The organism is Kitasatospora sp. NPDC001540 (assembly GCF_042894345.1).
GTDB lineage: Bacteria > Actinomycetota > Actinomycetes > Streptomycetales > Streptomycetaceae > Kitasatospora > Kitasatospora phosalacinea_C.
Genome location: NZ_JBIAVO010000001.1, coordinates 69,505 through 90,390, shown reverse-complemented (window position 1 = coordinate 90,390; position 20,886 = coordinate 69,505). Strand labels below are relative to the sequence as shown.

Annotated in this window: 17 protein-coding genes, 1 tRNA gene and 1 pseudogene; 6 read left to right on the top strand and 13 right to left on the bottom strand. The window is 74.0% G+C overall.

All coding sequences use genetic code 11. From position 1 onward, the window contains the following. The first annotated feature begins 41 nt into the window (after positions 1 to 41). Complete coding sequence (locus tag ACFY00_RS00400; protein WP_388025642.1) at positions 42 to 1,391, top strand: acyltransferase; 1,350 nt, start codon at positions 42 to 44, stop codon at positions 1,389 to 1,391. Positions 1,392 to 1,404: 13 nt separating this feature from the next. Here ACFY00_RS00400 and ACFY00_RS00395 read toward each other — a convergent pair whose 3' ends face one another. The 6 genes from ACFY00_RS00395 to ACFY00_RS00370 form a co-directional block, all read right to left on the bottom strand. Further along, the gene (locus ACFY00_RS00395) at positions 1,405 to 1,803 is read right to left on the bottom strand and encodes a DUF6193 family natural product biosynthesis protein (protein WP_388025639.1); all 399 of its coding nucleotides are present in this window, start codon (positions 1,801 to 1,803) and stop codon (positions 1,405 to 1,407) included. Next, a complete protein-coding gene (locus ACFY00_RS00390; RefSeq protein WP_388025636.1) occupies positions 1,800 to 2,384 on the bottom strand; it encodes a flavoprotein in 585 nt (194 codons plus the stop codon). The genes ACFY00_RS00395 and ACFY00_RS00390 overlap by 4 nt, the downstream gene beginning before the upstream one ends. A gap of 141 nt (positions 2,385 to 2,525) precedes the next feature. Continuing rightward, on the bottom strand, positions 2,526 to 3,047 hold the full coding sequence (locus tag ACFY00_RS00385) for an SUKH-4 family immunity protein (protein WP_388025634.1): 522 nt from the start codon (positions 3,045 to 3,047) through the stop codon (positions 2,526 to 2,528). Positions 3,048 to 3,098: 51 nt separating this feature from the next. Continuing rightward, positions 3,099 to 3,647, bottom strand: a complete 549-nt coding sequence (locus tag ACFY00_RS00380; protein WP_388025632.1) for a hypothetical protein — start codon at positions 3,645 to 3,647, stop codon at positions 3,099 to 3,101. After that, on the bottom strand, positions 3,644 to 4,135 hold the full coding sequence (locus ACFY00_RS00375) for a hypothetical protein (RefSeq protein ID WP_388025630.1): 492 nt from the start codon (positions 4,133 to 4,135) through the stop codon (positions 3,644 to 3,646). Before ACFY00_RS00375 ends, ACFY00_RS00380 begins: the two co-directional genes overlap by 4 nt. A gap of 863 nt (positions 4,136 to 4,998) precedes the next feature. Further along, positions 4,999 to 5,070, bottom strand: a tRNA-Val gene (locus ACFY00_RS00370). 173 nt (positions 5,071 to 5,243) lie between these two features. On the opposite strand from ACFY00_RS00370, the gene ACFY00_RS00365 reads away from it, so the two are divergent. Further along, positions 5,244 to 6,503: a hypothetical protein gene (locus ACFY00_RS00365; RefSeq protein ID WP_388025627.1), complete on the top strand. Its 1,260-nt coding sequence runs from the start codon at positions 5,244 to 5,246 to the stop codon at positions 6,501 to 6,503. 37 nt (positions 6,504 to 6,540) lie between these two features. Beyond that, the gene (locus tag ACFY00_RS00360) at positions 6,541 to 6,759 is read left to right on the top strand and encodes a zinc ribbon domain-containing protein (RefSeq protein WP_388025624.1); all 219 of its coding nucleotides are present in this window, start codon (positions 6,541 to 6,543) and stop codon (positions 6,757 to 6,759) included. A 103-nt stretch (positions 6,760 to 6,862) separates the two neighbouring features. Here the strand turns inward: ACFY00_RS00360 and ACFY00_RS00355 are convergent, their stop codons facing one another. From ACFY00_RS00355 to ACFY00_RS00345, 3 genes and pseudogenes are all read right to left on the bottom strand, one after another. Continuing rightward, entirely contained in the window at positions 6,863 to 7,681 is an 819-nt protein-coding gene (locus tag ACFY00_RS00355; RefSeq protein WP_388025622.1) for an HAD family hydrolase, read from the bottom strand. A gap of 31 nt (positions 7,682 to 7,712) precedes the next feature. Further along, positions 7,713 to 10,231: pseudogene (locus tag ACFY00_RS00350) on the bottom strand (phosphoribosyltransferase). Positions 10,232 to 10,497: 266 nt separating this feature from the next. Next, positions 10,498 to 11,670, bottom strand: a complete 1,173-nt coding sequence (locus ACFY00_RS00345) for an HpcH/HpaI aldolase/citrate lyase family protein (protein ID WP_388025619.1) — start codon at positions 11,668 to 11,670, stop codon at positions 10,498 to 10,500. A 285-nt stretch (positions 11,671 to 11,955) separates the two neighbouring features. Between ACFY00_RS00345 and ACFY00_RS00340 the strand changes: the two genes are divergently transcribed. Further along, on the top strand, positions 11,956 to 13,080 hold the full coding sequence (locus ACFY00_RS00340) for a TerD family protein (RefSeq protein WP_388025617.1): 1,125 nt from the start codon (positions 11,956 to 11,958) through the stop codon (positions 13,078 to 13,080). Between the two features lie 54 nt (positions 13,081 to 13,134). Here ACFY00_RS00340 and ACFY00_RS00335 read toward each other — a convergent pair whose 3' ends face one another. Further along, positions 13,135 to 13,887 (bottom strand): Tellurium resistance, encoded by a 753-nt coding sequence (locus ACFY00_RS00335; RefSeq protein WP_388026552.1) that lies wholly within the window; start codon positions 13,885 to 13,887, stop codon positions 13,135 to 13,137. 216 nt (positions 13,888 to 14,103) lie between these two features. On the opposite strand from ACFY00_RS00335, the gene ACFY00_RS00330 reads away from it, so the two are divergent. After that, a complete protein-coding gene (locus tag ACFY00_RS00330) occupies positions 14,104 to 15,246 on the top strand; it encodes a DUF2637 domain-containing protein (RefSeq protein ID WP_388025614.1) in 1,143 nt (380 codons plus the stop codon). A 224-nt stretch (positions 15,247 to 15,470) separates the two neighbouring features. Here the strand turns inward: ACFY00_RS00330 and ACFY00_RS00325 are convergent, their stop codons facing one another. Both ACFY00_RS00325 and ACFY00_RS00320 read right to left on the bottom strand, forming a co-directional pair. Continuing rightward, entirely contained in the window at positions 15,471 to 16,556 is a 1,086-nt protein-coding gene (locus ACFY00_RS00325) for a DUF475 domain-containing protein (protein ID WP_388025612.1), read from the bottom strand. A 60-nt stretch (positions 16,557 to 16,616) separates the two neighbouring features. Beyond that, positions 16,617 to 17,192: a TerD family protein gene (locus tag ACFY00_RS00320; RefSeq protein ID WP_033222315.1), complete on the bottom strand. Its 576-nt coding sequence runs from the start codon at positions 17,190 to 17,192 to the stop codon at positions 16,617 to 16,619. Between the two features lie 416 nt (positions 17,193 to 17,608). Here ACFY00_RS00320 and ACFY00_RS00315 point away from each other — a divergent pair, with 416 nt between their 5' ends. Next, positions 17,609 to 20,047, top strand: coding sequence for a PQQ-binding-like beta-propeller repeat protein (locus ACFY00_RS00315; RefSeq protein WP_388025609.1), 2,439 nt, complete (start codon positions 17,609 to 17,611; stop codon positions 20,045 to 20,047). A gap of 67 nt (positions 20,048 to 20,114) precedes the next feature. On the opposite strand, the gene ACFY00_RS00310 is transcribed toward ACFY00_RS00315, so the two are convergent. Next, positions 20,115 to 20,690 carry a TerD family protein gene (locus tag ACFY00_RS00310; RefSeq protein WP_388026550.1) on the bottom strand — a complete coding sequence of 192 codons (576 nt, stop codon included), beginning with the start codon at positions 20,688 to 20,690 and terminating at the stop codon, positions 20,115 to 20,117. Positions 20,691 to 20,886: the final 196 nt, after the last annotated feature.

Below are 20,886 nucleotides of genomic sequence, written 5' to 3'. Positions count from 1 at the left end.
GCGCCCTATCGTTCCCCCGTCGATCCGGGGAGGGGACCTGCATGACCGGCACACTGGCGTCCGACACCGAGACCCGCACCGTCCGGGCCGGGCGGGCGGACAGGCCCGGGCCCGTCCGCTGCGCCGTCGGCGACCTGCTCCTCGCCGACCTGCCCGTCTCCGTGGTCTTCTTCCACGCGCAGCCGCTCGACCCCGACGCCCTCGCCGCCGGACTCGCCCGCGCGCTGGAGCGGCTCCCCGAGTTCGCCGGGCGCCTGCGCACCGGCGACGACGGCGACCTGTGGATCGACACCGACGACAGCGGCGTCCCCTTCACCGTCGCCGACGCCCCGTACACCCTCGCCGAGGCCCTCGACCGGATGGTGCTGCCCAACAGCGGCCTGGTCGACCACGTCCGCGCCGCCGAGGCCCGCCGCGCGCCGCTGCCGCTGCTCACCGTCCGGCTCAACCGGCTCGCCGACGGCACCTGCGCGCTCGGCGTCTCCTGGCACCACGCCGTCGGCGACATGCAGACCTTCGCCCTGCTGGTGCGCACGTGGTCCGCCTGCACCGAGGGCACCGAGCCCCCCGAACCCGTCCGCGCCGCCGACCGCGACCTCCACCTCGACGCCCACCTCCCCGCCGCGGACTGCGGCACCCCCTCCCTGCGCCTGCCCGACCCGGCCGAGGCCGCCGAACTGCGCCGCGCCGTCGCCGCGGCCGGGCTCGCCAACCGCACCGTCCAGATCTGGTTCTCCCCCGCCGAGACCGCACGCCTGCGCGCCGCCCACAGCGCCGAGGCCGGCCGCCGCCTCTCCACCAACGACGCCCTCTGCGCCCACCTGCTGCACGTCCTGCGCGAGGTCGACGGCGCGGGCGACGAGGAGCAGACCCTCACCGTGCCGGTCAACCTCCGCCGCGTCCTGGGCCTGCCCGACACCACCCTCGGCAACCTGCTCGGCGAGATCCGCCTCCCCTACCGGCCGGGCACCGCACCCGCCCGGTACGCCGCCGAACTGCGCACCGCCGTCGAGGAGTTCACCGAGAAGCACCTCAGCGTCCGGAGCAACCTGCGCTTCCTCGAACGGGTCGGCCGCGACCGCGCCGCGGCCTGCGTCCCGGTCGGCTTCGACCCGTCCCGCCGCACCCTGACCCTCTCCAACTGGTGCCGCCTCGGCCTGCAGGACCTCCCGCTGGCCGGCCACCGCCCCCTCGCCTTCAGCCCCGCCGCCACCCTCCAACTCCCCTGGACCTCCTGGCTCGTCGAAGGCCCCCGCGGCGAGGGCCACCTCTACACCCTCGTCCTCCCCGCCCGCACCGCCGCCCGGCTCCGCACCGCGGCCGCCCTGCTCCACCCGCACCGCGACCCCGCCGACCCCGGCCCCGCCGTCGCCCCGCGCAAGCTCCTCTGACCCCGGCCGCCGCTCACGGCGCCCGCCGCTCCGCCGGGCGCCGTTCCACCAGGCGCCGTTCCACCAGCTCCACGAAGCACGCCAGTGCCCGCGCCGGATCGGGTGTCGACAGCACCGTCCTGCGGTCCCCGCCCGCCCCCTCGACCACGTGGTAGCCGCCCTCCCATCCGACCACCCCGGGGAAACCCTCGCCGCCGTACTGCCGGAAGTCGCCGCTCTGCGACACGTGCAGCTCGTTCATCGACGTGTACGGGAACAGCCGCAGCAGCACCGGCTCGTCCACCGCCGCCGCGATCAACTCCCCCAGCGACGAACCGATCCAGCCGTGCTCACGCCCCGGCCCCCACTCCTCCCGCAGCCTCGCCCACTCCCGTCGGCACTCCGCCGCCCCCACCCGAACCCGCCCGCTCACGCCCCGGCCCCTCCCGTCCCGCCCGTCACACCCGGTTCCAGCACCCGCGCGACCGCGTCCAGCGCGGCGTCCCACGGGTAGGGGGCGGCCGCGCCGGGCTCGTTCGGCACGAAGGCTCCCTCGCCGAACAGCACGCGGACGCCCGCCTCGCGCAGCGCCGCCAGGCTGCGGGGGAACTGGGGGTGGGCGGCGAGGGCCGTGTTCACGCAGGGCATCAGCAGGACCGGGACGCCCTTGCCGACCGCCTCCGCCGCGTAGCCGACCACCCAGGACGACGTCAGGCCCAGCGCCAGGGCGTTGACCGAGTTGAAGGTCGCCGGGGCGAACAGCACCGCGTCGGCGGGCGGCAGCACGTCCGGCTGCCCCGGGCGCCGGTACGCGGACTTCACCGGGTGCCCGGTCAACTCCTCCCACTCCGGCACCTGCGCCGCCAGCCACTCCCGCGCCACCGGCGTCAGCCCCACCGCCACGTCCCACCCCCGCCCCAGCCCGGCCCGCACCGCCCCGCCGATCCCGGACACCACGCCCGCCCCCGACCCGAACAGGTACACCACCGGCCGCCCGGCCCCCGCGTCTGCCATGCCCCCATGCAACCGGCTCCGCCCCCGCCCGCGCAACGGCCCCGGCCGGGGCGCCCCGGTCGGTCGGGTGTCGCGGAACCGCCGCCCGGGAACGGCGGAGCGCACGGCTGCCCGGTCCTCGGTCCACCGCCGGTCGAAAACCTAGAACTCCTTACCCAGCAGGCGGTCGAAGACCATGCTCCACCAGTTGTCCTCCTCGCTGAACGCCAGGGGATCGCGTGCTTCGAGGTACGTGCGGAGCTGTTCGGTGTAATCGTCACTCTGCCTGTCCGTACTGCCGGCGGTGTGCTTCATCCGCAGCCCGAAGCGGTACAGGAACTCGACGAATTCGGCCAGCGTGGTATTGACGATCTCCGCACCGGGCTCGTCCCCGAGGTCGAGCAGGATGACGTAGCCGTCTTCCAGGTCCAGGCAGTAGCGCATGTCGTCGCTGTCGGTCGGACCACCGAGGCACAGGACGTTGACGGTGCGGTCGCCGACGTCGACCGGCACGAGCGTGAACGCCTTGGGCCGACCGGGGACGGCCAGGCTGAAGACAGCCCCGACCTCAGCCGGCAGACCGACCTCGGCGAGCACTCGGGCAGCCTCGTCGGGCACGCCGTTCGCATCCGCGTCGGAGCGCGGCACGGAGACGATCCCCCCTGCTCCGAAAAGTTCGGTCAATTCAGCATGCGTAGCCACGGTGCTCCTAGATTCGGCGAAGACTCGGGTCTTTCAGGGGACGAGGCCGCTCAACTTGAGCAGACGGTACCAATCGGTGTCGGCTGCCCCCACCAGGTTCGGCCCCAGCAGGTCGAGGAAGCGTTCGGTGGCAAGCCACTCCACGGCGAAATCGTTCAGGCTGTCAGCGATCCGTTCGAGTCGGCAGCCCGTGTACCAGACCACTCCGTCATCCGGGACCCGCCAGACGCTTCCATCACTCCGTTTCACCAGCAGCGGGTTCTCGGCCGCCTGCCCGAAACAGAAGAAGTCCGATGCGTCGGCAAGCTTGCTGCCGTCCGGCATGGTCGCGCCGACGAGAATATCGTTCACCTGCTGGTACGGCAAACTGTCGGCGCCGTAGAGGCGGGTATTACCGGTCAAGGGGAGCCCGTCGCTGGCTTCCAGCAAATCTGCGAGCCCCGGGGGAAGATCCTCCGGCAGGTCGTCCGGGTCCCTGCCCTCCGGGATCCTCAGCATGAACAGGTCGTGCTCATCGCCGTATCGCTCCAGCGCCTCCCGAAGCATGTCGAAAAGCACGGAAGCCCGAACCGAATCCGTCACCACTTCACCTTGATCTTGATCGGGGTCCCATCAGGTTCGTGCATAATGGCCTGCCATATCTTTCTGCCGATCTCCGTATTGGTGTCGGCGTCCAGCATCTGGAGGTTTTCCCAATGGTCGCGGCCGCCGGTCTGCAGCTCCGAAATGTGATCCGGATGCATTGAGTCAACTGCCGCATGCGCGGCGCGAGCCAGGTCCGGATTGTCCCTGTTGTTATTGTATATCTTTCGGATCAGGGCCCCTCTGTAATCGAAGGTGATATTACCGTCACGCGACACCGGATTGGAGGCCTTGTACAGTTCGCCCCTCCGACTCATCGTGCGAAGCTTCTGCGCCTTGCGGGCAAATTGCGCCTTGGGCATGTTCGGCTGCCACTTCACAACTACCGTCTTCGGCTTGAGGCTCTTGTCGGGACCCTTGACGCGGTCGGTCCACCCCTTTCGATCCCGATCCTGGGCCTCGGAATGAGAATGTATCCGCTTCACCATTTACAGGTTCACTGCCCAGGAATAGCGGCATCGGGAGTAGGCGCGGCTCGATGCCGTCGAGCGGTTCGAACGCGGTGGCAGCAACGAAATGACCGCCCGCGACCTACGGGTTCCGACAACGGTCCGCCGTTTGTCGGACCAGTTGTCACGTCCCGGGCGGCTCCGCGCCCAGGTGTCCGGCGCCAGTTCGCGGGATGCGGAACGCGCACGACGCGGCCGGGAACGCACGACGCGGCCGGGAGCACGATCGGGAGCGGCAGCCCCCTGCCGTCAGTCCCCTTGTGCGGGCGCCCGCGGCATGCTGTCGCGCCCGGTGACCGTGGAGTTCACCGAGCCGCCCGCTCCACCGCGCCACTGCCCCGCCGCGGACCTGGACCTCCTGCATCAGCCCGGCCCGAGTTCCGTCCCCCTGCCACTGGGCGGGGCGCCGGTGGGCGGTCTGCCGTGGATGTCCAGCACCGTCGCTCTGCGGGAGCAGCGGCTCGCCTCGCCACCACGCCCCGTCCGTTGTCTCTTCCCACCCCGCCACAAGAGCAGCCAGGGGCACGGCCCGGCGGCAACGGACCAAGGTGGTGGGGAGAGCCGGGAGGAAGGCGGGCGAGGTGCCCCAGCGGCCGGCTGCGCCGGAGGCCGGTAACGCCTCTTCCACAGTGACGGTGCGTGCCGGGTTCGTGCCGGAACTCGAGAGCCCGCTCGGCCGAAGGGCCTCCGCGCTGCGGTTCCCTGGAGGTCACCGGCGGTTTCGATCCGATGGGCTCCGCCTCGGGGAGTTGCGGGCCACCGGTGCGTGCCACCTGCTCGCCGCAACGCCGAAGGCCCCTTCCCCCGGAGGGTGAAAGGGCCTCTGACCTGCATCTTCAGGGTGGGCGCAGACGGTTTCGAACCGCCGACATCCGCCTTGTAAGGGCGGCGCTCTACCGCTGAGCTATGCGCCCGCCGAAGTGGCCGGCGCGGCCGGTCACACGACGAGTGGACAGACTACCCGGTCCGGGGAGTGCCGCGCCGCCCCCGTCCGGCAGGGGAGACGGACGGGGGGTGCCGGGTGGGGCGGGTGATCGGCAAGAATGGCGGGGAAGCGGCGGGACGGATCCGGAGCAGGGAGCGCGTGGTGAGGGTGGCCGGCGGCGGTGGCGGGGGTCGGGGCGGCTGGTGGGGCGGCGGCCGTCGGGACGGCGCGCGCGCGGACGCCAGGGCGGCCCGGGAGGCCGCGCAGGAGTCGTTCTACGAGCTGGACTCGGCCCAGCGTGACGCGCTGCTCGCCGTGGAGACCGTGAAGTCCGCCGGCGAGCCCGCCACCGCCCGCCGGGTGGAGCAGGAGTTCGCGGACCTGACCGCCCGGATCGACCAGGTCACCGTCGCGTACCTGAGCGCGCTGGACGCCGTCGACCTGGAGTCCGCGGAGGTCGACCCGGGGGCCGTCGCCCGGGCCAGGCAGCAGCTCGACCAGGCCAAGCGCGAACTGGACGCCAAGCGCGCCGAGCTCGGCACCTTCGTCAGCCGCCTGCAGCCGGTCCTCGAGCACGCCGAGGCCCAGCTGATCCGGGTCACGCCCGCCGTCGAACGGGCCAAGCAGGCGCTGCTCGCGGCCACCACCGCCCTGGAGCAGGCGCGCGGCGCGGGCCTGCGGGCGGACGACCTGGCGACCCGGCTGGCCGAGCTGGCGCCCGAGCTGACCAGGCTGAACCAGGGCGTCTCCCAGCACGGCGTGCCCGCCACCCTGCAGCGGGCCGAGGACGTCGCCCGGCGGGCCGAGGACATCCGGGCCGAGGCCGTGCAACTGCCGGAGCGGGCCGCGGAGATCGACCGCCGGGTCGCCTCGCTGCGCACCCGCATCGACGCCCTGGAGAACCGGGCCCAGACCGTCGACCCGGCGCTCAGCGAACTGCGCCGCCGGTTCTCGACGGCCTGCTGGCAGGACCTCCAGCAGGTGCCCGCGCAGACCGCCGAGGCCGTCCGCACCGCCCGGGCCAAGCTGACCGAGGCGGGCCGGGCCCGCGAGGAGCAGCGCTGGGCGGACGCGACGGCGGCGATCGGCACCGTGCGCGCGCTGCTGGACACCGCGGGGGGTTCGGTCACCGCGGTCAACGAGCGGCTGCGGCAGCTCAACGAGGTGCAGCACGACCCGCACCGGGAGATCGAGCGGGCCCGGTTCGCGATCCGCGACGCCCAGCGCCTGGCGATGGCCGGGCGGCAGGCCCCCGACCCGCGCCACGCCGGGCCGCTCGACGCCGCGGTGGGCCGCCTGGACCGGGCCGTCGCCGCGCTGGAGGAGTCCGGTCGGCACCCCGACTACTGGCGCTTCCTGACCGAGCTCGCCGCCGTCCGGGAGACCGCGGCCGAAGTGGTCACGATGATCCGCGGCCACTGACCCGTTGCCGGGCGGCCCCCTGGGTACCCTGCTCGGTATGCCTCGTTACGACTTCCGCTGCCGCTCCTGCGGCGCCACCTTCGAGCTCAACCGCCCGATGGCCCGGGCCAACGACCCGGCCACCTGCCCCGAGGGGCACGCCGACACCGTCAAGCTGCTCTCCACCGTCGCCGTCACCGGTGCGAAGGCCTCCGCGGCCCCGGCCCCCAGCGGCGGGGGCGGTGGCGGCTGCTGCGGCGGGGGCTGCTGCGGCTGACGCCGGACCCGCGCACCGGGGCCGGGGCCGCGCGCCGGTCGCGGCCGCGCGCCGGTCGCGGTCCGGACGCGGTGCGGGGCCCGGGTCCGAGCCCCGCAGCGCGTCAGCCGATGTGCTTGAGCATCTGCCGGAGGATCTCCTCCCCCGCCCCGACGCCGGTCTCGGTGAGCGCGGTGACGCCCTCCGCCGTCCAGCCGGTCTCGGCGAGTTCGCCGTGGCCGGGGCGCCAGGCCAGGTCCGCGGCGAGGAGGAGTTCGGCGTCGAGCAGGGAGTCGCCCGCCGCCAGGACCGTCCCGGCGCCGCTGCGCCGCCGGACCTCCGCCAGGGCGGCGCCCTTGGAGAGCGGGGCGGGGACGGCGTAGACCTTGCGGCCCTGGAGGGAGACCGTCCAGCCGCGTTCGGCGCACCAGGCGGTGAGTTCGTCGACCCAGCCGGGCGGGAGCTCGGCGCGTTCGACGACCAGGTAGGCGAAGAGCTCGTCGGCGACGCGCCGCTTGTGGGTCCACTCGGGGTCGGCGGCGAGGGCGAGGTGCTCGACGACCTGGGCGAGCGGGGCGCTGCGCTCGTCGAGGCGGGTGCGGACCTCCCGCTGCCAGTCCTGGTCGGGGCGGCCGTCGACGAGCAGGTGGCCGCCGTTGGCGCAGACCGCGTACGGCGGGATCCAGTCGGCGGTGGGACCGGGGAGGTGGATCCGCTCGTACTGGGCGCGGGTGCGGGTGGTGACGGGGACGACCGGGGCCCGGTCCGCGATCTCGGCGAGCAGGGCCGCGGCCTGCTCGGTCATGAAGGAGAGCGCCCGGCCGTCGTGCACCTCCACCGCGAGCAGCCGTGGGGCGAGCCGGTCGGGCACGTCCAGGCCGAGGGCGCGGTTGGAGTAGACGAGGGTGCGGTCGAGGTCGCTGGCGACCAGGAACTGCGGCACGGGCGGGGTCTCCTTCGTTCGGGGGCGGGGGTCAGGTGTGGACGGCGGTGCCGTCCGCGCCGGTGGCGCCGCGGGTGTAGCGCGGGTGGATGAGGCCGACGCAGGTGTACGGCAGCTCGTCGGTCTCCTCGACCGGGACGCCGCGCTGCTCGGCCAGCAGCCGGACGTGGTCGAGGTCGGCCCCGGCGCCGCGGCGGGCGAGGATCCGCCAGGGGACGCGGCGCAGCAGGACGCGGGTGGTCTCGCCGACGCCGGGCTTGACCAGGTTGACGCTGTCGATGCCGTACTCGGCACTGATCCGCTCGACGGCGGCCCAGCCCTCCCAGGTGGGGGTGCGGTCGGCGGTGGCGAGCCGGGCGGTCTCGGCGGCGACCGCGTCGGCCACGGCCGGGAAGGCGGCGGCCACGGCGTCGACGAACTGGCGGGAGACGTCGGCCCCGGCGAGCTCGCGGTAGAACTTGGCGCCGTGGAACTCGTCCGGTCCGATCAGGTCGGCGCGCAGCACGGTGCGGGAGACCAGGCCGGAGACGGTGGAGTTGAGGCAGGCGGAGGGGATCAGGAAGTCGTCGCGGGTGCCGTAGGTGCGCACGCAGCCGCCGGGGTCGGCGAGGACGGCGAGCTCGGGGTCGAAGCCGGTGCCGGCCAGGGCCTGTTCGAGTTCGCGGGTGATGGCGCCCTTGCCCGTCCAGCCGTCGACGAAGACGACGTCGGCGGGGCGGTGGTGGGCGGCGAGGTGGCGCAGGGCGACCTGGTCGATGCCGCGGCCGCGGACGATGGAGACGGTGTAGTGCGGCACGTCGAGGCCGTGGGCGTGGGCGAGCCACCGACGGATCAGGATGCCGACGGGGGTGCCGGCCCGGGCGAGCGAGGCGAGCACCAGGTGCGGGCCGCGTTCGCGCAGCAGCGTCTCGGCGACGGTGCCGACCGCGGTGGCCAGGCGGGTCGCGGAGGCGTCGAGGGCGGTGTGGAAGAGCTGCTGGTAGGCGGCGCTGGGCTGGTACTCGACGGGCAGCGACTCGGCGTAGTGGGCGCCGCCGGACTGCACGGCCTCCTCGCGCTCCTCGGTGGGCGCTTCGAGGTGGACGTCGGAGAGGTCCTTGAGCAGCCAGGTGACGTCGGCGGCCGGGTAGCTGGAGAAGGCCGGGCCGTGCAGCGGGCGGGCGGTGGGCGGGGCGGTGCGTGCGGTCATGCTGGGTGCCTTCGACGGGTACGGGGTCATGCTCGGGCAGCGGGGCGTCGGGCGGGTGGCGCGGGGCGGTACGACGGGAGAACGGCGAGCACCACCCGGTCGGTGGTGGTGCGCAGGGCGGGCAGCAGGGCATCGGGGCCGTGGTGCAGGGCGGGGGTGTCGGCCGGGTCGTCGACGACCAGGACGACGGTGTCGAAGCGGCGGGCGGGGTCGGCGCCGGGGGCGACGTTGTAGGCGTAGCGCTCGGTGGAGCGGTCGGCGGGGGCGTCGTGGGCGGTGAAGGCGAGCCGGGTGCGGATGGCGTAGCCGGGGTCGTCCAGGGCGAACACCGGGGAGCGGGTGGTGGTGGAGAAGCGCACCTCGGCCTCGGGCAGCGCCTGCTGCAGGGCTCCGGCGAGCCGGAGCGGGGCGTACATGAGCTCCTCGCAGCCGAGCACCAGGACCCGGCCGGGGCGGGGGCCGACGGCGGCGGCGAGGCGGGCGCCGAGGGCGGGCAGGAGCGCGTCGAGGCGGCGGCGGTGGGCCGGGGTGAAGCCGTGGCGGCCGCCGTCGGGCAGGTCGGCGGGCCAGGGCAGGTCGAACCGGGTGAGCTCGCCGGGCGGGCCGGTGGGGGGCGGCGGGGCGGGGGCGGCCGCGATCAGCTCCCCGGCCCGCTGCAGTACGTCCTCGGGCAGTTCGACGCCGCCCGCGGCGGTGGCGACCAGGTCGAGGCGGGCGCCGAGCTCGGTGGCGGCGGCGCGCAGGCGCTCGCGGTCGGCGGGGGTGCGCAGGTCGACCAGGGCGACGGCGACGTACCGCTCGCGCGGGTGGGCGGCGTGCAGGGCGCGGATGGTGTTGATGACGGTGGTGCCGGTGGAGAACTCGTCGTCGACCAGCACCAGCGGGCCGTCCCCGGCCAGCAGCAGCGGGTCCTCGGGGAGCAGCAGGTGGCTGGTGGCGTGCGAGTGCTCCTCCTCGAAGCCGCCGACCGGGGCGACGCCGGGGACGGGGCGGCGGGTGGAGTGCAGGTAGGGGGCGTCGAGGCCGTCGGCGACGCTGTGCCCGAGGGCGGTGGCGGTCTCGGCGTAGCCGAGCACGACGGCGCGCGCGGCGTCCTCGGGGCCGAGCAGTTCGGCGACCCGGCGGCCGAGGTCGAGCCCGGCGCCGTGCACCGTCGCGGGCCGCTGCGGAACGTGCTTGCCCAGCACCTGGGAGACCAGCAGGTGGGCGCGCTTGGGGTTGACCCGCAGCGCGAGGCCGATCAGCCCGGCCAGTTCGGGCCCGCCGGTCAGGCGCAGGCCGAGCCGGTCGGTGACCCACTGGCCGGTCCAGGGGTCGGCCCCGACGGGCCCGGGGGTGGCGGTGGTGGTGTCGGCGGTCATCGGGGCTCCTCTCGACGAGCGAGGCGGTACGAGGGCGGTGCAGGCGGTACGAGGGCGGTGCAGGCGGTACGAGGGCGGTACGGGTGGTGCAGGTGGTGCCAGTGGGACGGACGCGACCGCACGTCCGTGCGGTTCGATGTCGAGCGTACGGGGCGCGCCGGGGCACCCGGATCAGCCGACCGGCCAGGAAGGCGGCGCCGTTCGACCGACCGGCCCATCAGCCGATCGGTTGACCCTCCGTCAACGACCGCCCCCGCGCGGGGCGTTCACCCGATGCAGGCGGACAGCAGCTCCGCGAAGGTGACCTCGGGCCGGGCGACGCCGAACACCTCGGCGCGCAGCAGCACCCGCTCGGCCCAGGCCCGGTGCGGCTTGGCCTCGTTCATCTTGTTGGTGTACGCGGAGCGGCTGACCCCGCCGCCCCCGCGGTGCTGCTGCAGGATGTCCCGGGCGTCGCACAGCTCCTCGTGGGTGACCACGGACAGCGCGTGCACGGCGGCGACGTGGCTGGGGTGGATGCAGGTCTTGCCGAGCAGCCCGTTGGCCCGGTCGAGCTCGATCTCCCGGATCAGCCCGTCCAGGTCGTGCTCGATCAGCCGCTGGCGGACCCGGTCGGCGGGCGGGGTGACCTCGGCGAACGGGGTGCGGCGCAGCTGGGGCTTGAACATCCGCTCCTGGAGCGGGAAGTACTCCCAGACCGGCCCGGTGACGGTGTGGCCGGTGCCGTCGGCCCGGCCGAGCACGTTGACCACGTCCCCGATCACCCCGGCCACCAGGGCGACGTCGTAGGCGGTCAGGTCGGGCGAGCGGCGCAGCCCGTACGCGGAGCACAGGTCGGTGACGCCGAGCCGGACGGCCAGGACGCGTCCGCGGTGCTTGTCGAGCAGCCGGGCGATGCCGTGCAGTTGCTCGCGGCGGCTCTCCAGGTGGGCGAGTTCGGGCGATTCGAGCACCGGCATGACGAACAGCCGCTGCCCGCTGCGCTCCTCGGCGGCGGTCAGCGCCTCCAGGAAGGGCAGGCCGCTGTCCTCGGTGAACTTGGGCACCACGAAGCCGCTGAGCAGCCGCAGCGCGGGGCCGAGGCGCCGGGCCAGGTCGGTGATCTGCTCGGGGGCCCGGACCCGGACGAACAGCAGCGGCAGTTCGGCGTCGGCGTCCTGCTCGGCGAGGCCGGTGAGCTGCTCCACCAGGTTCCGCTCGGCGCCGTCGACCTCGTGGTCGGCGATCGCGTCCTCCAGGCAGAGCACCATGGAGACCACGCCGCGGGCGGCCTGCTTGCGGACGTCGCGGGCCAGGGTGGGCCGGGTGGCGGGGCTGTAGAGCGTGGCGCCGAGGGCGGTGGCGAGGACGGCCGCCTCGCTGTCGCGGTCGAAGGCGGCGGGCTGCTCGTGAAAGAGCCGACTGCGGACGTCGTCCGCGAGATGCCCGAAGTGGCGCAAGGTGCTCTCCCGCTCTGGTCTGGTGGGCCCGCCTGGGCGGGGACGGCTGACGCCTCTCCCCATGGGACGGTCGGCGTCACCGGAAAGTTCACCGGGACGCCGACGCCGTCGCGGGCGGGGAGCACCGGGGCCGTTGGCCGCTTATCGTACGACCGGATGACCTCGGCGAAAGAGTTCGAAACATCGAATTCTCGCAAGATTGTCGGCCCCGTCATCAGCCGCCCCGCCACGCCCTCCGCGCCCCGCGTTGTCCCGGGCCCCCGGCAGGCGGCAGGATGGTGCGCTATGACGCACGTGATGGCCAAGGGCGCCAACATCCCGCTGACGGTCCCCGCCGTCCGTGCCGTCCTGCGGTGGACGGACACCCCGGGCATCCCGGACGTGGACGCCTCGGCGCTGCTGCTGAGCGAGCGCGGCAAGGTCCGCGACGACTCCGACTTCGTGTTCTACAACCAGCCGCGGCACCCGTCCGGCCTGGTCCGGCACCTGCCCAAGCAGGTCGCGGACGGGGTGGTGCTGGACGGGCTGGAGATCGACCTGGCCCAACTGCCCGCCGAGGTCGACCGGGTGGTGCTGGCCGGCTCCGCGGAGGGCGGCGCCTTCCCCGCCGTGCCCGACCTGCGGGTGCTGCTGTTCGACGCGGCCGCGCCCGCCGGGGCGCCCGCGCTGGCCGAGTTCGTGGTCGACGAGGGCGAGCAGGTGACCGCGCTGGTCGCCGCCGAGCTCTACCGGCGCTCCGGCGGCTGGAAGTTCCGCGCGGTCGGCCAGGGTTACGCGGACGGGCTGGTCGCGCTGGCCACCGACTTCGGCATCGCGGTCGAGGACGAGAACGGGGACGGGGACGGGAACCGGGGCGGCTCCGCGGTCGACCTGACCGACCACAGCGGCGACCCGCGCGTCCCCGCCCAGCCCTCGCAGGCGCCCGCGCCGCTCCCGGTCGACGAGGACGACTGGACGATCGCCCCGGCGGCGCCCCTGCCGACTCCGGCCCCGACTCCGGCCCCGGCCGCGGCCGCCGAGCAGCCCGCCCCCGAGCCCCAGCAGGCCCAGCCCGCCCGACCCGCCCGGCCCCCGGCCCCGCCGGTCACCACCCCGCCGCCCCCGCCCGCGCTGCCGCCGACCGTCCACCACTCCCAGCAGGCCGGTGGCTACGGCTACCCGCAGCAGCAGCCGGGCTACGGCTACCCGCCGCCCCAGCAACCCCCGCACCAGCCCGGCGGTTACGGCTACCCCCAGCCCGCCGCCCCGGGCTACGGCTACCCCCAGCAGCAACCCCAGCCCCAGGGCTACGGCTACCCGCAGCAGCAGCCCCCGGCCCAGCCGCAGCCCCCGCAACCCCAGCCCCCGCAGCAGCAGTCCGGCCCGCCGTTCGCGCTGCCGCCGCAGGGCCCGCAGTTCCAACCCCGCTGACCCCGGGCCCCGCCGCCGTCCGTCCCCGCCCGCCGTCACCCGCCGACCGGTGCGTCAACTCCCGGGCTCGGCGGGGGCGGCGGGCGTCTTGTAGCCGCGCTCCCACTGCATGCCGAAGCCGTACAGCCGGTCCAGGTCGGACTGGAACCCGTGCACGTACCGCACCTCGCGCCGGATCGACAGCTTGCCCTCGCCGTCGTTCTCGATCAGCACCACCGCACACGAACGGGCCGCCGGGGCGCGCTCGTCGAGCTTGATCTCGATCCGCGGACCGCTCTGCGGGACGATGGTGACCACGGCGTGGGTGCGGTCGAAGGCCGGGGTGTCGTCGTAGATGTAGACGAAGATCAGCAGCCGCTTGAACTGGTCCTTCTTCTCCAGGTTGATGTGCATGGTCTCGCCGGAGGGCGCGCCGGAGACGTCGTCGCCGGAGAGCTTGATGTAGGGCGGCCGGTTGAGGTCGCCGAAGAGCCGGCCGAGCGGTTGCACCACGCCCCGGGTGCCGTCGGCGAGTTCGTACATGCAGGCCAGGTCGAGGTCGACGCTCACCGGTGCGGACCCGGCGGTGGCCGGGGCCAGCGGGCGCAGGATCCGCGGGTCGAAGAAGCGGCGCAGCGCGCTGCCCGCGCCGGGGGCCTCGGCGGTGCGGGTCGACCAGTGCAGGTTGATGTACAGGTAGCCGGTGGTGGCCGCGGAGCCGGTGATGGCGTGCTGCGGATGGGACTTGGTCAGCGTGACCTTGAACTGCCCTCCGGTGTCGAAGCTGTCGTTGCGGTCCCCTTTCAGGAACTCCCACACCGAGACCATCGCGTCCTCCCCCAGCACCGGTACCTTCTCGAACTCTCCCATACCCACCCGGCGGGCCCTGAGTCAACGTCAGGCCCCCGGCGAGCCCCGCTGGCAGAGGGTTCGTCACTCCCGTACGATGCCCGCCCTCCGGACGCGATATCGTCTCTCCGCACAGGTGTACCGTGCGTCACCTCTCTTCCCCCTGCCCTGCGGAAAGCCGAGGCCCTCCCCGCGATGAACCTCTCCTCCATACAGCTGGTCTGGGCCGTGGTAGGCGGTGCAGCCCTGCTGTTCACCGCCATCCTGGTGGCCTTCCTGCGCTTCAAGAACAACAAGTCGACCGACAGCGCCTCGACCGACTCCTGGGAGCGCAGCGAGGAGCGCCGCCGCCGCAAGGAGGCCATCTACGGCGGCGCGTCGTACGTGCTGCTGTTCTGCTGCGCCGGCGTGGCCGCCGCGCTGTCGTTCCACGGCCTGGTCGGTTTCGGCCAGCAGAACCTGAACCTGTCCGGCGGCTGGGAGTACCTCGTCCCGTTCGGCCTGGACGGCGCGGCGATGTTCTGCTCGGTGCTCGCCGTCCGCGAGGCCAGCCACGGTGACGCCGCGCTCGGCTCCCGCATGCTGGTGTGGCTGTTCGCGGTCGCCTCGGCCTGGTTCAACTGGGTGCACGCGCCGCGCGGCGGTGCGCACGACGGCGCCCCGCAGTTCTTCGCGGGCATGTCGATCTCGGCGGCCGTGCTGTTCGACCGGGCGCTCAAGCAGACCCGCCGGGCCGCGCTGCGCGAGCAGGGCCTGGTGCCCCGCCCGCTGCCGCAGATCCGGGTGGTCCGCTGGCTGCGCGCCCCGCGCGAGACCTACGCGGCCTGGTCGCTGATGCTGCTGGAGAACGTCCGCAGCCTGGACGAGGCCGTCGAGGAGGTGCGCGAGGAGCGCCAGGCGAAGCTGGACGCGAAGCTGCGCGCCCGCAGCGCCGACCGCCGCGAGCGGGCCGAGCTGAAGGCGATCGCCCGGCAGGGCGGCGTGCTGGCCCGGGCCCGGCACGCCCGCCAGGTGCCCGCGCTGGCCGCGGCCGGCAGCGACGCCGCGTCCACGACGGAGCCTGCCCTAGCCGCCGAGGAGACCACCCTCGACCGGGTGAGCGCCTCCGCCCTGGAGCCCGCCGCCCTGAACGCCGGTCGCCGCCCCCGCGCCGCCGTCGAGTCCACCAGCAGCTCCTCCTCGTCGAGCAGCGGCGACAGCTCCTCCTCGTACGGTTCCTCGTACTCCTCGCCGTACTCCTCCAGCGTCGACCTGACGATGGACGAGGACACCCTGTCGATGCCGAAGCTGGACTCGCTGGAGCGCAAGCTCCGGGCGATCGAGCAGCAGCTCGGCTGAGAGCCGCACCGCACGCACCGCAAGCGCCGCACACAGCGCACGCACCGCGCCGCACGCAGCGAAAGAGCCGCGGCCCCCCGGGGGGTGCCGGGGGGGGGGGGGCGCGGGGGGGGGGGGGGGGGGGGGCGCGGCGCCCCCCCCCCCCCCCCCCCCCCCCCCCGCCCCCCCCCCCGGGGGGGGGGCGGGGGGCCCGCGGCTCTCGGCGTTCGCGGTGCGGGCGGGCGCTAGCCCTCCGCGCCCGCGCCCTCCAGCGCCTGCTGGCGCTTGTTGCGGACCATCGAGGAGGCCAAGGCCGCGCCGATGAAGGCGACGCCGATCAGGCCGGTGACGATCTCCGGGATGTGGTACTTGATCGAGGCGAGCAGGATCAGCGCCAGCGCGCCGATCGCGTAGTGCGCGCCGTGCTCCAGGTACACGTAGTCGTCCAGGGTGCCCTTGCGGACCAGGAAGACCGTCAGCGACCGGATGTACATGGCGCCGATGCCGAGGCCCAGGGTGATCTGGAAGATGTCCTGGGAGATCGCGAACGCGCCGACCACGCCGTCGAAGGAGAAGGACGCGTCGAGGACCTCCAGGTAGATGAAGAGGAAGAACGCGGCCTTGCCGCCGACCTGGACGATCGACTTGCCGGTGCGCTCGGCCTCCTCCTCGGCCTCGTGCTGCTCCTCCAGGCCGGACTCGAAGACCTCGGAGAGGCCGTTGACGGCGAGGTAGGTGGCGAGGCCGCAGAGACCGGCCAGCAGCACCGTCTCGGCGCGGTCACCGGCGAAGAAGCGGGAGGACAGGGCGAGCACCACCAGGGCGATGACCGAGGAGAGCGCGTCCAGCCGGCCGATCTTCTCCAGCGGCTTCTCCAGCCAGCGCAGCCAGTTGAAGTCCTTCTCCTCGAAGATGAAGTCGAGGAAGATCATCAGCAGGAAGACGCCGCCGAAGGCCGCGATGGCCGGGTTGGCCATGTCCAGGTACTCGGCGTAGGTGTGGCCGTCGTGGGTCTTGCTGGAGTCGAGCGCCAGCGAGATGACGGTGCCGGGGCTGAGGTGCGCGGTCAGGCCGACGACCAGCAGCGGGAAGACCAGCCGCATGCCGAAGACCGCGATCAGCACGCCGACCGTCAGGAACAGCTTCTGCCAGAAGGCGTTCATCCGCTTGAGGACGGTCGCGTTGACGACGGCGTTGTCGAAGGAGAGGGAGATCTCGAGGATCGAGAGGATCAGGACGACGCCGAATCCTTCGGCCCCCCAGATCAGGCCGGCGGCGATCAGGCCGGCGATCGTGATGGCGAAGGACCATCCGAACGTACGGAGGAACACGGGGTCAGCTACCTTTCTGGCTGCCGGAATCGACCCGTTCCGGACTTGACTGTGGTGCGGTTACTGGACGTTGACGCCGAAGTCGAGCGCGATGCCGCGCAGACCGGAGGCGTAGCCCTGGCCGACCGCCCGGAACTTCCACTCGCCCTGGTAGCGGTACAGCTCGCCGAAGATCATGGCGGTCTCGCTGGACGCGTCCTCGGAGAGGTCGTAGCGGGCGATCTCGCTGCCGTCGGCCAGGTTGACCACCCGGATGTAGGCGTTGGAGACCTGGCCGAAGCTCTGCAGCCGGGCGTCGGCGTCGTAGATGGAGACGGCGAACACGACCTTGTCGATCTGCACGGGCACCAGGTCGAGGTGCACCTGCACGACCTCGTCGTCGCCGTCCCCGTCGCCGGTGAGGTTGTCGCCCTGGTGCTCGACCGAGCCCTCGGGGCTGCGCAGGTTGTTGTAGAACACGAAGTACTCGTCGCCGATGACCCGGCCGCCGGAGCACAGCAGCGCGCTGGCGTCCAGGTCGAAGGGCGCGCCGGTGGTGGACCGGGCGTCCCAGCCGAGACCGATCTGCACCTGCGTCAGGTTCGGCGCGGCCTTGGTCAGCGAGACGTTCCCGCCCTTGGCGAGGGTGACGGACATCGGACTTCCTCCCAGCTCCCGTCTCCGGGGCTCCCGGGGTGTGCACCGCTGGTCTGCCGTCGACCGCCCGGGAGGGCCGACGGGGCGCGTCCGGCGGACGCACCCCAAGAGATCTACGCCCCCGAGCGGCCGTGCAGTGCTGCACACCCGACTGAACTTCCTGAACTCCGTTCCCCACCCGGCCCGGTCGCTCCGCCCGACGGCTGCGGACCACCCCGTGCGCGCACCCGGCCGGTGTGCGGATCGTGGCCGAATCTATCAAGCGCCCGCCGCCTCGCCGGCCGCCCCGCGCCCGCCCCGGACCGCCCCGGACCGGCCGGAGGGCGGCCGGAACCCGGCCGGTACGCTGCCGGGACCGCCGGACGAACCATCGCGCGGCACCACGCACACGGACGAACAGAGGGAGCACGGTAGCGATGCCGTTCGAACCGCTCGACCGCACCGACCCCGAGTCGGTCGGCCCCTACCACCTGCTGGCCAGACTCGGCGTCGGCGGCATGGGCCGGGTGTACCTGGCCCGCTCGGCCGGCGGCCGGACGGTCGCGGTCAAGGTGGTGCGCGCCGACCTCGCCGGGGACGCCGACTTCCGCGAGCGCTTCCGCCGCGAGGTGTCCGCCGCGCAGTCCGTCGGCGGGGCCTTCACCGCGCCGGTGGTGGACGCCGACCGGGACGGCGAGTCGCCCTGGCTGGCCACCGCGTACGTGCTCGGCCCGGCGCTGGACGACGCGGTGCGCGGCCACGGGCCGCTGCCGGTGGAGACCGTGCGCACCCTCGGCACGGGCCTGGCCCAGGCGCTGACCGCGATCCACGCGGCCGGGCTGGTGCACCGCGACCTCAAGCCGTCCAACGTGCTGCTGGCCGCCGACGGCCCCCGGGTGATCGACTTCGGCATCGCCCGGGCGCTGGACGGCGACCGGATGACCTCCACCGGCGTGGTGGTCGGCTCGCCCGGGTTCATGAGCCCCGAGCAGGCCGCCGGACGCCGCCTGAGCCCGGCGGGCGACGTGTTCTCGCTCGGCTCGGTGCTGGTCTTCGCCGCCACCGGCCACGGCCCGTTCGACCGCGCCGAGGACGGCGGCGCCCCGTCCGCGGCCTCGCTGCTGTACCGGGTGGTGCACGACGAGCCCGACCTGTCCGGGCTGCCCGAGCCGTTGCGGCCCGCGGTGGTCGCCTGCCTGGCCAAGGACCCGGCCGCCCGCCCGACCCCGGCCGAACTCGGCGCGCTGCTGGGCGAGTCGGTCGCCCCGGCCCGCTCCGGCTGGCTGCCGGTCGCGCTGGCCTCGGAGATCGCCACCCACGCCGCCGAGGTGATGGACCTGGAGGCCCCGGTCCGCCCCGCCGACCCGCGGCTGGGCGGCGGCGCCGCCGCACCCGCCGTTCCCACCCCCACCGAGGTCTCGCCCGCCGAACCCGCCGAACCCGCCCAGCCCGCCCAGTCGGCCCAGCCCGCCGACCCCGGCACCGTCCGACTGCGCCCCGCCGCCGCCCCGGCGCCCGCGCACCCGGCGACCGAGGCCGTCGCGCCGACCGGGCACCCCACCGCGCCGATCGACGCCGCCCCGGCCGCCGGGAGCCCCCGTCCCTCCCGCCGGGCGCTGCTGCTGGGCGGCGGCGCCGCGGTGCTGGCCGGTGCGGGCGGCCTGACCGCCTGGGCGCTGGGCGGCGCGAAGAAGGACCCGGCCCCGAAGCCCGCGCCGACCGGCAGCGCCGCCTCCCCGGCCGCCGCGTCGAGCGCCGCCCCGAGCCGCGCCCCCGGCATGCCCCCGGCCCCGCTGTGGACGTACCGGACCGCTGCCAACAACGCCGGCAGCCTCGGCATGGCCTTCTCCCCCGGCCTGCTGCACCTGGGCAGCGCCGACCTGGTCGCGGTGAACCTGGCCGACGGCAAGGAGAAGTGGATCACCAAGGACGCGATGGCCTACAACCTGGCCTGCGCGGGCGGCACGATCAGCTACGGCACCGTCTCCGACCTGATCACGGTGGACGCCGCCACCGGCACCGTGCTGTGGAAGTACCAGTCCGAGCGCGGGAAGCCGAACGGCACCCAGATCGCCTCGGACATGGTGCTGAACGCCGACGACCGCGCCGTGTACGCGATGTGCTCCTACCTGCAGCTGGACGCCAACGGCATGCCCGACATGGGCGCCAAGACCGGCAAGGGCATCATGGCGCTGTCCCGCAAGGACGGCTCGATGCTGTGGAACCAGCACCGCCAGCAGACCGCCGACTACACGGTCAGCTCCGACCTGACCGCCGACACCCTGCTCTACACCGACAGCAAGGAGAACCTGGTCGCCCGCTCACTGGCCGACGGCACCCAGACCTGGTTCGTCGCCACCAACTCGCGCTCGGAGTACCAGCCGGTGCTGCAGGACGGCCTGGTGTTCTGCTCGGTCGACCCGAACGGCATCCAGGGCGTGCGGACATCCGACGGCAAGCAGGTCTGGACGAAGACCTCGGACCGCTCGACCCACATGTGGTACTCGCCCCCCGCGGCGGGCGGGCACGTCGTGTACTCGGTGCTCGGCGGCATGACGCTGACCTACCAGGGCACCACCTACACCCCGGCCGCCCCGACCCGGGTGGTGGCCTTCGACGCCGCCGACGGCGCCGAGCTGTGGCACCTGGAGCTGCCCGTCGAGGTGTCGATGGACACCAACCCGGTGCTGGTCAAGGACACCCTGTTCGTGCCCAGCCCCGCGCACGGCATCTACGCCGTCGACGTGGTGAACCACAAGGTGCGCTGGGTGTTCCAGACCAACGCGGGCGCCGAGCTGCCCTGGCACCTGGCGGGCGGCGAGGACCTGCTGATCGCCGTCCAGGGCAACCAGGTGATGGCCCTGCCCCCCGAGTAGGGACGCGCGGGAACGCGACGGGCCGGGGCCGCGAACGGCCCCGGCCCGCACCGGAGGTGACGCCCGGTCAGACGTTCACGCCGAAGTCCTGGGCGATGCCGCGCAGGCCGGAGGCGTACCCCTGGCCGATCGCGCGGAACTTCCACTCGGCGCCGTTGCGGTAGAGCTCGCCGAAGACCATCGCGGTCTCGGTCGAGGCGTCCTCGGAGAGGTCGTAGCGGGCGATCTCGGCGCCGCCCGCCTGGTTCAGCACCCGGATGAACGCGTTGCGGACCTGGCCGAAGCTCTGCTGCCGGTTCTCCGCGTCGTAGATCGACACCGGGAAGACGATCTTCGCGACGTCGGCCGGGACGGCGGCCAGGTTCACCTTGATCTGCTCGTCGTCGCCCTCGCCCTCGCCGGTGAGGTTGTCGCCGGTGTGCTCGACCGAGCCGTCGGCGCTCTTCAGGTTGTTGAAGAAGATGAAGTCGGCGTCGGAACGGACCTTGCCCTGCTCGGTGCAGAGCAGCGCGCTGGCGTCCAGGTCGAAGTCCGTGCCGGTGGTGGTGCGCACGTCCCACCCGAGGCCGACGACCACGGCGGTCAGGCCGGGCGCCTCCTTGGTGAGCGAGACATTGCCGCCCTTGCTCAGGCTGACACCCACGTGGTCCTCCAAGAAGTCGGGTTCCCGATCCGTCAACGGCCCGATCGTAGTGCCGGGTTCCCCGCCCGCGGCGGCGACTCGGCCCGGGGGGCCCGGGGGGGGGGGGCCCCCGGGCGCCGGGGGCGGCCCCCCGGGGGGGGCCGGCGCCCCCGGGGGGGCCCGGGACCCCAGGGGGTGCCGGGGGGCCCGCCGCCCC

Coding starts and splice junctions, on each gene's coding strand:
- ACFY00_RS00390 (WP_388025636.1), bottom strand. CDS start 2,384: ATGGCAGACGCGGGGGCCGGGCGGCCGGTGGTGTACCTGTTCGGGTCG.
- ACFY00_RS00360 (WP_388025624.1), top strand. CDS start 6,541: ATGCCTCGTTACGACTTCCGCTGCCGCTCCTGCGGCGCCACCTTCGAG.
- ACFY00_RS00400 (WP_388025642.1), top strand. CDS start 42: ATGACCGGCACACTGGCGTCCGACACCGAGACCCGCACCGTCCGGGCC.
- ACFY00_RS00335 (WP_388026552.1), bottom strand. CDS start 13,887: ATGGTCTCGGTGTGGGAGTTCCTGAAAGGGGACCGCAACGACAGCTTC.
- ACFY00_RS00330 (WP_388025614.1), top strand. CDS start 14,104: ATGAACCTCTCCTCCATACAGCTGGTCTGGGCCGTGGTAGGCGGTGCA.
- ACFY00_RS00375 (WP_388025630.1), bottom strand. CDS start 4,135: ATGGTGAAGCGGATACATTCTCATTCCGAGGCCCAGGATCGGGATCGA.
- ACFY00_RS00315 (WP_388025609.1), top strand. CDS start 17,609: ATGCCGTTCGAACCGCTCGACCGCACCGACCCCGAGTCGGTCGGCCCC.
- ACFY00_RS00340 (WP_388025617.1), top strand. CDS start 11,956: ATGACGCACGTGATGGCCAAGGGCGCCAACATCCCGCTGACGGTCCCC.
- ACFY00_RS00320 (WP_033222315.1), bottom strand. CDS start 17,192: ATGTCCGTCACCCTCGCCAAGGGCGGGAACGTCTCGCTGACCAAGGCC.